This window comes from Megasphaera hominis (assembly GCF_014269395.1).
GTDB classification, from domain to species: Bacteria; Bacillota; Negativicutes; order Veillonellales; family Megasphaeraceae; genus Megasphaera; species Megasphaera hominis.
This window is the reverse complement of sequence record NZ_JACOGK010000009.1, coordinates 47,531-59,844: the sequence shown is the minus strand read 5'-3', so window position 1 is coordinate 59,844 and position 12,314 is coordinate 47,531. Positions and strand designations below refer to the sequence as shown.

At 50.6% G+C, this 12,314-nt stretch carries 15 protein-coding genes; 4 read left to right on the top strand and 11 right to left on the bottom strand.

Features of this window, described 5'->3' with window-relative positions; all coding sequences use genetic code 11:
• Positions 1–22: 22 nt before the first annotated feature.
• The 10 genes from H8J70_RS04540 to rpsB all read right to left on the bottom strand — a co-directional run bounded on the left by H8J70_RS04540 (position 23) and on the right by rpsB (position 7,700).
• On the bottom strand, positions 23–505 hold the full coding sequence (locus H8J70_RS04540) for a MarR family winged helix-turn-helix transcriptional regulator (protein WP_186502675.1): 483 nt from the start codon (positions 503–505) through the stop codon (positions 23–25).
• Positions 506–743: 238 nt separating this feature from the next.
• Positions 744–1,802, bottom strand: coding sequence for a flavodoxin-dependent (E)-4-hydroxy-3-methylbut-2-enyl-diphosphate synthase (gene ispG, locus H8J70_RS04535; protein ID WP_186502674.1), 1,059 nt, complete (start codon positions 1,800–1,802; stop codon positions 744–746).
• Positions 1,803–1,820: 18 nt separating this feature from the next.
• A complete protein-coding gene (gene rseP, locus H8J70_RS04530) occupies positions 1,821–2,846 on the bottom strand; it encodes an RIP metalloprotease RseP (RefSeq protein WP_186502673.1) in 1,026 nt (341 codons plus the stop codon).
• A gap of 24 nt (positions 2,847–2,870) precedes the next feature.
• Positions 2,871–3,698 carry a phosphatidate cytidylyltransferase gene (locus H8J70_RS04525; protein WP_186502672.1) on the bottom strand — a complete coding sequence of 276 codons (828 nt, stop codon included), beginning with the start codon at positions 3,696–3,698 and terminating at the stop codon, positions 2,871–2,873.
• A gap of 16 nt (positions 3,699–3,714) precedes the next feature.
• On the bottom strand, positions 3,715–4,509 hold the full coding sequence (gene uppS, locus H8J70_RS04520) for an undecaprenyl pyrophosphate synthase (RefSeq protein ID WP_186502671.1): 795 nt from the start codon (positions 4,507–4,509) through the stop codon (positions 3,715–3,717).
• Between the two features lie 3 nt (positions 4,510–4,512).
• Positions 4,513–4,755 carry a hypothetical protein gene (locus tag H8J70_RS04515; RefSeq protein WP_246415264.1) on the bottom strand — a complete coding sequence of 81 codons (243 nt, stop codon included), beginning with the start codon at positions 4,753–4,755 and terminating at the stop codon, positions 4,513–4,515.
• Positions 4,752–5,312 (bottom strand): ribosome recycling factor, encoded by a 561-nt coding sequence (frr, locus tag H8J70_RS04510; protein ID WP_186502670.1) that lies wholly within the window; start codon positions 5,310–5,312, stop codon positions 4,752–4,754. The genes H8J70_RS04515 and frr overlap by 4 nt, the downstream gene beginning before the upstream one ends.
• 53 nt (positions 5,313–5,365) lie before the next feature.
• Entirely contained in the window at positions 5,366–6,091 is a 726-nt protein-coding gene (gene pyrH / locus H8J70_RS04505) for a UMP kinase (protein ID WP_186502669.1), read from the bottom strand.
• A gap of 66 nt (positions 6,092–6,157) precedes the next feature.
• Positions 6,158–6,805, bottom strand: a complete 648-nt coding sequence (tsf, locus tag H8J70_RS04500) for a translation elongation factor Ts (RefSeq protein ID WP_186502668.1) — start codon at positions 6,803–6,805, stop codon at positions 6,158–6,160.
• Positions 6,806–6,962: 157 nt separating this feature from the next.
• On the bottom strand, positions 6,963–7,700 hold the full coding sequence (rpsB, locus tag H8J70_RS04495; RefSeq protein WP_186502667.1) for a 30S ribosomal protein S2: 738 nt from the start codon (positions 7,698–7,700) through the stop codon (positions 6,963–6,965).
• 354 nt (positions 7,701–8,054) lie between these two features.
• Between rpsB and mobA the strand changes: the two genes are divergently transcribed.
• Positions 8,055–8,717, top strand: a complete 663-nt coding sequence (gene mobA / locus H8J70_RS04490) for a molybdenum cofactor guanylyltransferase (RefSeq protein ID WP_186502666.1) — start codon at positions 8,055–8,057, stop codon at positions 8,715–8,717.
• 388 nt (positions 8,718–9,105) lie between these two features.
• Positions 9,106–9,627, top strand: a complete 522-nt coding sequence (locus H8J70_RS04485; RefSeq protein ID WP_186502665.1) for a flavodoxin — start codon at positions 9,106–9,108, stop codon at positions 9,625–9,627.
• 7 nt (positions 9,628–9,634) lie between these two features.
• Here the strand turns inward: H8J70_RS04485 and H8J70_RS04480 are convergent, their stop codons facing one another.
• On the bottom strand, positions 9,635–10,522 hold the full coding sequence (locus tag H8J70_RS04480) for a LysR family transcriptional regulator (protein WP_186502664.1): 888 nt from the start codon (positions 10,520–10,522) through the stop codon (positions 9,635–9,637).
• Positions 10,523–10,632: 110 nt separating this feature from the next.
• Between H8J70_RS04480 and H8J70_RS04475 the strand changes: the two genes are divergently transcribed.
• Together H8J70_RS04475 and H8J70_RS04470 are read left to right on the top strand one after the other, a co-directional pair.
• Positions 10,633–11,625 (top strand): aldo/keto reductase, encoded by a 993-nt coding sequence (locus H8J70_RS04475; protein WP_186502663.1) that lies wholly within the window; start codon positions 10,633–10,635, stop codon positions 11,623–11,625.
• An 11-nt stretch (positions 11,626–11,636) separates the two neighbouring features.
• A complete protein-coding gene (locus H8J70_RS04470; protein ID WP_186502662.1) occupies positions 11,637–12,281 on the top strand; it encodes a flavodoxin family protein in 645 nt (214 codons plus the stop codon).
• Positions 12,282–12,314: the final 33 nt, after the last annotated feature.

Here is a 12,314-nt window from a genome sequence, read left to right as displayed (position 1 = left end):
CGTGACAACCCCTTCACTCCTCTCATGTTGTAAGCTTTTGCAGGAGGCGGATAACTTCGTCTTGTTCCTCCCGGTTGAGCTTACCCATGAGGCGGGAAATGCGCAGATAGTGATTGGGCAGGATTTGGTTCAGATAGGCGCGGCCGTGCTCACTCAGGCGTAGTATCTTTCCCCGTTTATCCTTTGTGTCGCTCTCGATTTCGACCAGGCCATCCCGGGCCATACGCGACGTCATGACACTGATCGTCGCTCGGGTGACGCCGGTCTTATCGGCCAAAACCGACGGGGCAATGCCGTCCGGGTTTTGGTGCAGCACGATGAGGACACGCAGCTTTCCTTCAGAAATCTGGTATTCCCGCTCAATGACATTGCCAATGTTGGCCCGGATTTCCTCAGACGCCTGGATAATGCGCAGCATGGCCAGGACGGATAAGGGATCGATTTCCGGAATCAGCTTGGCATGTTCTGCCAATTCTTCCTGCGTAGGAAATACTTCCATTTTCATGATTTTTCCCTCCTTATTAGTTAGCTAACTAATCATATTGTATAACGGAAAGGAAAAAATATCAATACAAAAAAGGGATTGTGCAAAAAACAATTGCTTGTCCTCTACACAATCCCTTGTAGCATAGACCCGGATTTGAACCGGGGCTTCCTCTATCAAGGCTTGCTCCCTCTACAATATCCATGCTTTTCACTTATTATATACCTGTTTCGGCACGGCTTCAATACGAACGGAGTCGTTACAAGGATTTTTTGATTTCTTCCAAGAGCGTGGCGACGAGCTGGTCTTCCGGCACAGTACGCAATACTTCACCGTGGGAAAAGACGATGCCCTTGCCGTTACCGCCGGCAATACCGAAATCGGCTTCCCGTGCTTCTCCGGGACCGTTGACGACACAGCCCATAACAGCTACGTGGAGAGGCTTTTGAATCTCCTTGAGTGCTTCTTCTACCTGTTTGGCCAGGCTAATGAGCTGGACCTGCGTGCGGCCGCACGTGGGACAGCTGACCAAAGTCGGGCCAAACTCACGCAACCCCAGGGAGCTGAGAATGGTCTGTCCGGCTTTGATTTCTTCTGCCGGATCATCCGTGAGGGAAACGCGGATTGTATCGCCAATCCCTTCATACAAAAGCGTGCCAATACCGATGGCCGATTTGATACTGCCTTCGCGAATCAGGCCGGCTTCCGTAACGCCTAAGTGCAGGGCATACGGGACCTGTTCTGCCAGGCGTTCATACGCCTCGATCATGAGCGGTACCTGTGATGATTTCAGGGAAATAACCATGTTCGGATAGTCCATCCGTTCCAGGATGCGGATATGCCGCAAAGCCCCTTCTACCATGCCTTCTGCCGTCGGATGACCACCGTACGCAGCCAGAATATCGGCCGGTAAGGAGCCGCTGTTGATACCGATGCGGATGGGAATATTCTTGGGCCGTACCTTGTCGACGACTTGGACGACCTTGTCGTCACCACCGATATTGCCCGGATTGATGCGCAAAGCCTGGACCCCGCTATCGACGGATGCCAGAGCCAGGCGGTAGTCAAAATGTATATCTGCCACGATGGGCACAGGCGACGCAGCGACGACGTCTTTCAGCCCTTTGGCAGCAGCCATGTCCGGGACGGCAAAGCGGATGATTTCCGCGCCAAAGCCGGCCAAACGCTGGGCATCGGCAATGGCCTTGGCCGTATCGGCCGGGCTCACTGTAGACATGGTCTGCACCGAAATAGGGGCCGTACCACCAATGGTAACGTTGCCAACCTGAACGGGCAGTGTGTTTCTGCGTTTGATCATAATTACAAAACCTCAAATTTAGAATAAACGGTTAAAGTCCTGTACCATAGCAAAGAGGAACAATAAGCCCAGAAGGACCATACCGACAATCTGGATATAATAGAGCGCCTTTTGGGGCATTCTATGTCCTGTCACGGCTTCAATAAGCAGTAAGATAATGTAGCCACCATCAAGCATAGGAATAGGCAGGAGGTTTAAGATACCCAGGTTGATACTGAGGAAGGCCGTGAAGAGCAAGAGGTTGATAAAGCCTACAGACGCAATCTGGCCTGCCAGCTGGGCTACGCCAATAGGTCCGGCCAAATCAGCCTTTTCCGTGCCGACAATCATGCCATACATGCCCGTAATCATGAGCTTACATATTTCGCCTGTCCGCACGACAGCTAAATAAGCAGAATCAAAGAAGCTGTGCGTTTCCTTCGTAATGACCGGTACGACACCGATGACAGAATGACGCGACTGGTTATCATACTTCGGAACCATGTCGAGATCGAGTTCCTTGCCATCCCGGTTTACGACGACAGTAACGACGCTGCGGCTATGTTCTGCTACAGCCTTAGAAATATCGGACCATTCATGAATCGGTGTACCGCCAATAGAAACAATGCGGTCGCCGTCTTTCATGCCACTGTTGGCAGCAGCGGAATTATCTACGATAGAACCGACAACCGGTTCTGTAGACACGGTCGTACTGCCGACAGTAAACATGACGCCCCAAATGAGGACGATGGCCAGAATAAAGTTCATGGCCGCACCGGCAGCAATGACGATGAGCCGGTAGCGTACCTTTTTCTTCAAAAACGACCTTTCATTCATTTCTTCCTGCTCGCTCATCCCCTGAATACGGTTGAAGCCGCCTAAGGGAATAGCCCGCAAGGAATACAAGGTGGATCCATATTGAATACTATAGATTTTGGGTCCGAAGCCGATAGCGAATTCATCGACTTGCATGCCGGACAATTTAGCCGTAAAGAAATGCCCAAATTCATGGACAAAAACGATCAAACTAAAAACAAAAATCGTTGCTGCTATTGTGATACCCAATATACAAACACCTTTCCTGCCGCGTTATGCAATCAAAAGCAGATATGCATAGACAGCCGGTGCGGCAAAAAGCAGGCTGTCAAAACGGTCGAGAATACCGCCGTGACCGGGAATGATGTTGCCCGAATCCTTGGCGCCGCACGCCCGTTTCAGGATCGATTCAATTAAGTCCCCCAGCGGTGCCATAATGGCGATAATCAGGCCAATGGCCAGCGCGTGGAGCAAAGAAAACTTAAAAATCGCAGAGAAAATCAAAGCCGTAACGATGGTACCAATAAAACCACCGAGGGCGCCTTCCTGTGTCTTGCCCGGGCTGATTTCGGGGCAAAGCTTGTTCTTGCCCATAAACTTACCCACAGCAAAGGCAAAGGTATCGCTGGCCCATGTAGAAAAGACCAGGAGGAAGACGAAAAAGCGCGACGGTTCCAGCATGACGTGCTGGAAAAGCGGTGTCAAATAAGAACCGAGCATGCCGTTGCGCAGGGCCAGCATGGCGAGGAAACCACCGCCAATATACAAGAGCCCATATAAAGAGCAGGCACTGTCCGTAACGGAAACCTTTTTGTGCAGGATGACCGTACGCAGTAAAATCCAGCTCATCATGATAACGCATAGGAGAAAGAGCAGCTTCATACCGGCAAACCACCAGGCGCTGAAGAGGCAAATAAGCCAGACATAGCCGGCATATTCCGTCAGGTTGGCCTTTTTGGCTGCCAAAAGGCGTACGTATTCATACCAGCCCAAGAGAGCCAGGAGCGTCATCATAAGGAAGAACAGCCAGTTTCCTTCGTAAATAATAAAGATCGTCAGGCCACCGCCGACGATACCTGTAATGATTCGTTTAGCCAACATAGTGCGTTTACCTGCCTTATTTTAACCCGCCAAAGCGGCGTTCCCGCCCCTGAAAGGACAGAATAGCCTCGATGAGCGTCTCTTTAGTAAAGTCAGGCCAGCAGAGATCGGTATACCAGAATTCCGCATAGGCAAGCTGCCAAAGCAGGAAATTGCTGACCCGTTTATCCGAGCCAGGACGGATCAGGAGATCTACGTCATTTTCCGGTGCCGTATAAAGGTACGAAGCCAGCGTATCTTCCTGAATATCTTCAGGCTGCAACGTGCCGGCCTGCACGTCTTCTGCCAGCCGTCGTGCTGCCCGGGTCAGTTCCATACGGCCGCCGTAATTGACAGCCACGTTGAGAACCAGACCGGTATTGTTTTTCATCTTCTCTTCTGCTGCGGCAAAGGATTTTTGCAAAATCGGATGGAGGCGGCTCAAATCACCGAGGAAATGAAGCCGTACATTGTGTTCATCCAGTTCGAGCAGATTCTTACTCAGGTATTCGTTCATCAATTTCATGATGTACGTCACTTCTGTTTCCGGACGTTTCCAGTTTTCTGTGGAAAACGCGTATACCGAAAGGACTTGAATACCCAGCTCCCCGGCAGCGACGACTATCCGTTTCAGCGTATCGGCGCCGGCGTGATGACCATATGTACGCGGCTTGCCCTGGCGCTTGGCCCAGCGGCCGTTGCCGTCCATAATGATCGCTACGTGACGGGGAATATTGTCAGGGTCCAGCATGTCTGCCGTTACTTCACTATCAGTACTAGGCGTAACAGCGTCCTGGCCGGACGGCCTTTTTTTCAAAAACGTATCAAACATGAATTATTCTCCGTGCGACAAGGCGTCACTGACGCTGTCACTTTTTTTCAAACTGTAATTGACGAGAAGCACTACGGAGCCATCAGCCGCCGCAGTTGCCCTGATGACGTAAATTGCCGTTTCATCACAGGCAAAAAAACGGCTGCGTGACACAGTCTGTGTCACGCTGTAGGCCATTTTGTTTGCTTCTAATACAGATTTGGCATACCCTAAGGGCATGCCAATGAGACTCCGTATATCCATCATACTTCCATAACTTCTTTGGTCTTCTTATCCTTCAGAGCATCAATGTCTTTGATCTTCTGATCCGTCATTTTCTGGATCTTGGTCTGTGTTTCTTTATTTTCGTCTTCCGTAATTTCCTTTTTCTTTTCCATCTTCTTCAACGTATCGTTGGCATCGCGACGGATGTTACGGATGACGACTTTGGCTTCTTCTGCATGCTTGCTGACCATTTTGCTCAGGTCTTTGCGGCGTTCTTCTGTAAGCTGCGGAATTTCCAGGCGGATAATAGTGCCATCGTTGTTCGGGTTGAGGCCCAAATCCGATTTGAGGATAGCTTTTTCAATTTCTTTCAACATGCTGCGGTCCCACGGTGCAATCGTAATGAGGCGCGGTTCCGGTGCAGAAACGTTAGCTACCTGATTGACCGGTGTCGGCGTACCATAGTAATCTACGGAAACACGGTCGAGGAGGCTCGTGCTGGCACGGCCTGTGCGGATAGAAGCGAGATCCCGTTTCAGTGCTTCTATACATTTGTTCATCTTTTCTTCATGCTCTGCTGTCAGCGTTTGTACGTCCATGAAAGATCACTTCCTTTAAAGTATTTATAATGTATACGTATATGATACAGCTTTTAGCCTTCTTTGTCGACCAGCGTGCCGATTTCTTTTCCTGTGCAAGCTGCGATAATACTGCCTTCTGTATCAATATTGAAGACGACGATAGGGATATTGTTATTCATGCACAGCGTCGTAGCCGTGTTATCCATGACGCCAAGCTGTTTCTGGATTACATCGAGGTACGAAAGGTGCGTATACATCTTAGCGTCCGGGTTAACCTTCGGATCGCTGTCATAGACGCCATCTACGCCGTTTTTCGCCATTAAGATGGCATTTGCATCGATTTCAGCAGCGCGCAAGGCAGCTGTCGTATCCGTAGAGAAATAGGGATTGCCCGTGCCGGCACCAAAAATGACGACGCGGCCTTTTTCCATATGGCGAATGGCACGGCGACGGATGTACGGTTCTGCTACCTGTTGCATGTTAATAGCTGTCTGTACACGCGTAACGACACCATTCTTTTCAATGGCACTTTGCAAGGCTAAGGCGTTCATGACCGTAGCCAGCATGCCCATATAGTCAGCCGATACGCGGTCCATACCTTGGGCATTGTCCGAAAGACCGCGCCAGATATTGCCGCCGCCTACGACGATGGCCAACTGAATGCCGGTATTTGCTACTTCTACTACCTGTTTGGCAATGGCATCAACCGTAGCCGGATCAATACCATAGCCCTGTTTGCCTGCCAGGGCTTCACCACTTAATTTCAAAACGACGCGCTTAAAATTTCTATCCATCATGGCCTCCTGTTAGAAAATAAGAGAACACAAAAAAGCAAGTGTTCTCTTATGGGAATCGTATTTAGCTTATTTAGCCTGTGCCATTACTTCAGAAACAAAGTCATCGTTGCGTTTCTGTAAACCTTCGCCGAGTTCATAACGGGTATAACGGCGGATGTCGATCTTTTCACCGATCTTAGCAATGTGTTCGTTGATAACCTGGGAAATCGTCTTGTCGCCATCTTTGATGAATTCCTGGTCGAGGAGGCAGTTTTCTTTGTAGAATTTTTCGATACGGCCAACGATCATCTTTTCAACGATCTTTTCCGGTTTGCCTTCGTTCAGAGCCTGCTGACGGAGAACTTCTTTTTCGTGTTCGAGAACTTCTTCAGGAACTTCTTCTCTCATCAGATAAGCCGGTTTAGCAGCAGCGATCTGCATAGCAATATCTTTGCAGAGGTTTTTGAAGTCGTCTGTCTGAGCAACGAAGTCTGTTTCGCAGTTTACTTCTACGAGTACGCCAATACGGCCGTTGCCATGGATATAAGAATATACGAGACCTTCAGCAGCGATACGGGATGCTTTTTTAGCAGCGGCAGCGAGGCCCTTTTCACGCAAGTAGTCTACTGCTTTGTCCATATCACCGTCGACGGCAGCCAGTGCTTTTTTGCAATCCATCATGCCAGCGCCAGTTTTTGTTCTCAAATCTTTTACCATGCTTGCTGTAATAGCCATTACAAATTCCTCCTAAAATTAACTGTATTATACAATAAAGTTTTTAATAGCCTGTTTCATTGGGCCCGTCTGTATGGCCCTATAGTCTAATAAAGGTAAGGAATGAGTGACACTCCTTACCTTTACGCTTATCATTTAATTCTCAAGGAGCTGCAGATTATTCAGCTGCTGCTTCCGTAGCTTCTTCAGCCGGTGCAGCTTCTTCAGTCTGTTCGCCCTGGTTGCCTTCGAGAACAGCGTCAGCAATTTTGCCTGTAAGGAGCTTAACGGCGCGGATAGCGTCATCGTTAGCCGGGATCGGGTAGTCGATAACATCGGGATCGCAGTTGGTATCAACCGTAGCGATAATGGGGATGTTCAGTTTGCGAGCTTCTTTAACAGCAATTTCTTCCTTCTTCGGATCGATGATGAAGAGAGCATCCGGGAGCTTCTTCATGTCTTTGATACCGCCGAGGTATTTCTGCAGTTTTTCCATTTCGTGTTTGAGAAGGGTTACTTCCTTCTTCGGCAACAATTCGAATGTGCCGTCTTCAGCCTGTTTTTCCAAAGCTTTCAGGCGTTTTACACGTTTTTCAATGGTCTGGAAGTTGGTGAGCATGCCGCCGAGCCAACGTTCGTTTACGAAGTACTGGTTGCAACGTTCAGCTTCGCTCTTAATGGATTCCTGAGCCTGTTTCTTCGTGCCTACGAAGAGAATTTTGCCGCCTTCAGCAGCGAGATCGCGGGCGAAGTTATACGCTTCGTCAACTTTCTTAACCGTCTTCTGCAGGTCGATGATGTAGATGCCGTTACGTTCCGTGAAGATGAAACGAGCCATCTTAGGGTTCCAACGACGGGTCTGGTGACCGAAATGTACGCCTGCTTCCAATAATTGTTTCATAGATACTACTGCCATAATTGTAATTCCTCCTGTTTTTTGGACCTCCGCCCGGTCATCACTTGCTAAAACCGCGCAAACGGCACAGCTGCAAGCTCGACGGTGCGTGTGTAATTTAAACCTTTAACATTATAGCATAAGAGCAATTGACAGACAAGGCCTTTTTTCTCTTTCTTTCCAGTGAGGCAAACATATGCCTCAAAGCGGCTCATAGCTCGCGGGCATATCTATGTAGAGAAAGAAAAAATAGAAGCTTTTATGGATTAATAATTGCATTTATGTTATGATAAAAGTAATTTTAAGGAACAGTTTAAAGTAACTGTATGTACGGGCGGCCCTTGTGACCGGTCTGCATCAAGAGGAGGAATTCGTATGTATGAATATTTAGACAAACTCCAGCCGGTCATCCTGGCTGGCGGGGAAGACTCCGGCGTCGGCTATAACGGCAAAGCCCTCGTCGAATTCGAAGGCGGTACGCTGCTTGAAACGATTCACACGATTTTGAACTTTACCTTCGATAAATCGCCAATCGTCGTAACCGATGACAAGAAACAGCTCAGCGCCTTGCCGGCAGCTAAGGATATGTTTATCGTAGAAGAAGCCTATAAGGGAGCCCAGACACTCGGTGCTGTAGCTACGGCCTTCCAGTATACCGATGCGGAAAACATCTTCGTTATCGGCGTTAACATGCCTTTTATTTCCATTCCTATGATCAACAAGATGGCCTACCATATCCAAATGGCTGACGTCGTCGTACCGGTACAGGATGGAACAGACATCTGTCTCCACGCCGTCTATAACCGCCGCGTTTTACCGCTCATGCGTGAAAAGATTGATGAAGGAGAACATCTCCTCCACTCGTTCTTCCCACAGATCGACCTGGTTCAAGTCGCCGTCCGTAAGGATAAGGAAGAAGACGCTATTTTCTTCAACGTCCACTCTACAGACGATTTAAAAGCTGCCGAAGAAAAATACGAAGAACTGCGCCGCAAGGAACCGGAAGTATTCGTTCCCGTTGCCGAAGCAGCCAAATAACAACCTGCTCGCACATGTAAGAGGTCCTGTCCAAACAGGGCCTCTTTTTTTTCTGCGCTCCTCTTTATAAACCTATAATAACAGACAGTGACCAGGGCCGTCCCACATGATTCACAAATAAGCCTCTCAGGGACAGACCGCATCAGGCTGCGCAGAGGTTCGCCCTTCCAGCACGTTGGGACACTATCCCGTTCCATCGCTAAGTAGCGTCGACAGCCGTCAATATATCAGATATGAGCCATGACGAAAAAAGGCCGGGCTCTGATGGGAACCTGATTTCATTATTTTATATTGTGTAATTTAATTTTTCAATCGATAATACGCTATTTTAATTGGATTATTCGCCATTTCTCACGTACAATGGACGTGTACAAAGGAGGTATCACTTATGGCAAAGACTTTGATCATCTATTACTCCCGGGCCGGGGAAAATTACGTAAACGGCCAAATCGTTTCCTTACCTGTAGGCCAGACGGCAAAGGCGGTCACGTATCTCGAGGAAGCTACAGGCGCAGATGTCTTCCCACTGGAACCGTTGCGTGCCTATAGCAAGGATTACACGACGTGTACACAAGAGGCCCTGGCGGAAGAAAAGGACCAGGCTCGTCCTGGCCTTACGAAAATGCTTACGGACGTAGCGGCTTATGAGCGGATTATCGTCGCCGGTCCCTGCTGGTGGGGAACTTTTCCGATGTTCGTCTTTACACAGCTGGAAGCGCTGGATCTTTCCGGCAAGGACGTGTATGTCCTAATGACCCACGAAGGCTCCGGCCTGGGCCACGTCATGCGGGACTTGCAACAATCCTGCCCTGGCGCAAGCGTCGTCGATGGTCTGGCAGTCCATGGCGCAGACGTAGAACAGGAAAAGGGACGGATTCAGGCCTGGGGCAAGGAAATCAGTGACTCATAGCGCCATCTCAGCAGGGAAAATCCGGCCTGGCAGCGTATAGGGAGCGCAGGAGGGACAGGAATTGGTGGATGCTTTCCCGGTGGTCCTCCTTGTGCGTACAGACGACGCAGGGGATGGTCTCCTCGCAGGCAAAGGGCGTCCAGGCAAAGGCTCCTGTGTGATCGTTGAGAAAGCCCGGTGAGAGGACGATGCCCCGTTTGGCAGCGACGTAGGTAAGGGACATGTCGTGGCTTTCGCTGTTGAAATAATGGCAGTTTGTCTCGGCGATGACCCGGCGCTGGACGATGCGCAGCGGCTCCTGGGACGGGCCGCCCACCATGAGGGTGTGGCCATTCAGGTCTTCTGTATGGATGATATCCTTTTGAGCCAACGGGTCATCGGTCCGTGTGACGAGATAGATTCTGCTATCGAACAAAGGATGCAGCTCAATATCCGGCACATGGCGCACGTCGCCCTGAAAGGCAAAGCACATATCGTACTCCCCCTTGAGGAAGGCGTCGAGGCCGTGGTGCCAGTCAAACCCCGGCGTCACAGATAGCCCCGGCTGCTCTGCCTCAAAGCGCGCAATGGCGTCGGGCAGGAAATAGATGGCCGAGCGGATAGGCACGACGATGCGGATATTTTCCTGGTATTGGCTGGCAAAATTTTGGCCCTGCTCGATAGCCATGGATAGCTCTGTCATGATATTTCTAAGCGTCGTCACGAACTGCTCCCCAGCCGGCGTGAGCGTAGCGCCCCGGCCGGAGCGGTCGAAAATGCGAAAGCCGATTTCCCCCTCGACGAGTTTGATCTGATACGTCAGAGTCGGCTGGGAAATGTAAAGGTTTTCGGCAGCTCTGTTGAAATTTTCCGTCTGGGCCAGCTCAATAATATACGCCATTTGCCGTGTGTTCATGGTGCTTCACCTCACTGCTTTATTATATGTGCTCATTGTAGCTTGGATGAGCATACTTGACAAGCTATATTGGTCCTGAGAGAGCGGACCTAAAAAAGGAGAAAAAGAAAATGGAATATGTAAAATTCGGCAATACTGGTATGGATGTGTCCCGTATTTGTCTCGGTATGATGAGCTTTGGCAAGCCAGGCAAGGAAAACGGGGTCTTCCCGTGGGCCCTTGACTATGAAGCAGGGAAACCGATCTTCCGCCGGGCTATCGAGCTGGGCATCAATTACTTTGATACGGCTAACGTCTACCAAATGGGTTCGAGTGAAGAAAACACGGGCCGCTATATCCGGGAGTTCGGTCTCGACCGCGATGAAATTGTCGTCGCTACGAAGGTCAACTTCGACATGCGTCCCGGTCATCCCAACGGCGGCGGCCTGTCGCGGAAGAATATCATGGCCGAAATCGACCACAGCCTGGAACGCTTAGGTCTCGATTACGTCGATGTCTATCAGATTCACCGCCTCGACCCGAACACGCCCATGGAAGAAATCATGGAAGCCCTCCACGACGTCGTCAAAAGCGGCAAGGCCCGCTACATCGGCGCGTCAACCATCTTCGCCTGGCAGCTCGAACGGCTCCAGAATATAGCCGAAGTCCACAATTGGACGAAATTTGCGTCGCTCCAGCCGCAGTATAATCTCATCTACCGCGAAGAAGAACGGGAAATTCTGCCTCTGTGCCAGGACCGGAAGCTGGCTGTCGTGCCCTGGAGTCCCCTGGCTGCCGGCCGCTGCGCCCATCCCTGGGGCACCGTCACGAGCCGGACAAAAATCGACGAAGTTTCGCCTATGGTCTGGAGTGCGACGGATGTGCAGGATAAGGTCGTCGTCGACAACCTGGAACACGTAGCCAAGGCCCACGGCCGCTCTATGGCTCAGGAATCCCTGGCGTGGATGCTCTCTAAGCCCTGCATCACAGCGCCCATCGTCGGCTGTACCAGCGTCGCCCACATCGAAGAAGCCGTCAGCGCCTTGGATATCAGGCTCGACGCAGACGAAATCGCCTCTCTCGAAGCGCCTTATGTACCGCACGTAAAGACCGGACTATACTAGGAGGAAATGCTATGAACGTATTATTCTTAAACGGCAGCAGCCACGTCCATGGCACGACCATGCGGGCTATTGAGGAAATGATCCATATCTTTGACGCCGAAGGTGTGGAAACGGAAGTCTTCCAGACTGGCGCCCAGCCTTTGCGGGATTGTCTCCAGTGCGGCTATTGCCAGACCCATGACGGCTGCGTCATCAAAGACGACGGCGTCAACAAGTTCGTAGAAAAGGCGAAAACTGCCGACGCCTTCATCTTTGCATCGCCTGTCTATTTCGCCCATCCCAGCGGCCGTATCTACTCTTTCATGGACCGGGCCTTCTTCAGCCGCTTCCCCAAGGACTACGAGCCGTTCCGCTTCAAACCCGCCGCAGCCATTGCTGTTGGGCGCCGGGGCGGCACGACGGCGGCGCTCGATGGGCTGAACAAATATTTCGGCCTGACCGCCATGCCCGTCGTCGGTTCGACCTATTGGAATATGGTCCACGGCTACGACTCCGCCGATGCGCCACAGGACCAGGAAGGCCTCCAGACCATGCGCAACCTGGCCCGCAACATGATCTGGCTTGTCCGGGCCATCGAGGCCGGAAAAAAAGCCGGTATTCCCTATCCGCAGGAAGAAAAAGGCATCTTCACGAATTTCGTACGGCGGGACATGTGATGAGCCGGCCTTGTGGTATAGTTCTGTAACAAA

What these genes read in the sequence shown, in the direction of transcription:
- H8J70_RS04540 (WP_186502675.1), bottom strand. Translation starts at nt 505, where the DNA reads ATGAAAATGGAAGTATTTCCTACGCAGGAAGAATTGGCAGAACATGCC.
- ispG (WP_186502674.1), bottom strand. Translation starts at nt 1,802, where the DNA reads ATGATCAAACGCAGAAACACACTGCCCGTTCAGGTTGGCAACGTTACC.
- H8J70_RS04525 (WP_186502672.1), bottom strand. Translation starts at nt 3,698, where the DNA reads ATGTTGGCTAAACGAATCATTACAGGTATCGTCGGCGGTGGCCTGACG.
- uppS (WP_186502671.1), bottom strand. Translation starts at nt 4,509, where the DNA reads ATGTTTGATACGTTTTTGAAAAAAAGGCCGTCCGGCCAGGACGCTGTT.
- H8J70_RS04515 (WP_246415264.1), bottom strand. Translation starts at nt 4,755, where the DNA reads ATGATGGATATACGGAGTCTCATTGGCATGCCCTTAGGGTATGCCAAA.
- frr (WP_186502670.1), bottom strand. Translation starts at nt 5,312, where the DNA reads ATGGACGTACAAACGCTGACAGCAGAGCATGAAGAAAAGATGAACAAA.
- pyrH (WP_186502669.1), bottom strand. Translation starts at nt 6,091, where the DNA reads ATGATGGATAGAAATTTTAAGCGCGTCGTTTTGAAATTAAGTGGTGAA.
- tsf (WP_186502668.1), bottom strand. Translation starts at nt 6,805, where the DNA reads ATGGCTATTACAGCAAGCATGGTAAAAGATTTGAGAACAAAAACTGGC.
- rpsB (WP_186502667.1), bottom strand. Translation starts at nt 7,700, where the DNA reads ATGGCAGTAGTATCTATGAAACAATTATTGGAAGCAGGCGTACATTTC.
- mobA (WP_186502666.1), top strand. Translation starts at nt 8,055, where the DNA reads ATGTATGAATATTTAGACAAACTCCAGCCGGTCATCCTGGCTGGCGGG.
- H8J70_RS04485 (WP_186502665.1), top strand. Translation starts at nt 9,106, where the DNA reads ATGGCAAAGACTTTGATCATCTATTACTCCCGGGCCGGGGAAAATTAC.
- H8J70_RS04480 (WP_186502664.1), bottom strand. Translation starts at nt 10,522, where the DNA reads ATGAACACACGGCAAATGGCGTATATTATTGAGCTGGCCCAGACGGAA.
- H8J70_RS04475 (WP_186502663.1), top strand. Translation starts at nt 10,633, where the DNA reads ATGGAATATGTAAAATTCGGCAATACTGGTATGGATGTGTCCCGTATT.
- H8J70_RS04470 (WP_186502662.1), top strand. Translation starts at nt 11,637, where the DNA reads ATGAACGTATTATTCTTAAACGGCAGCAGCCACGTCCATGGCACGACC.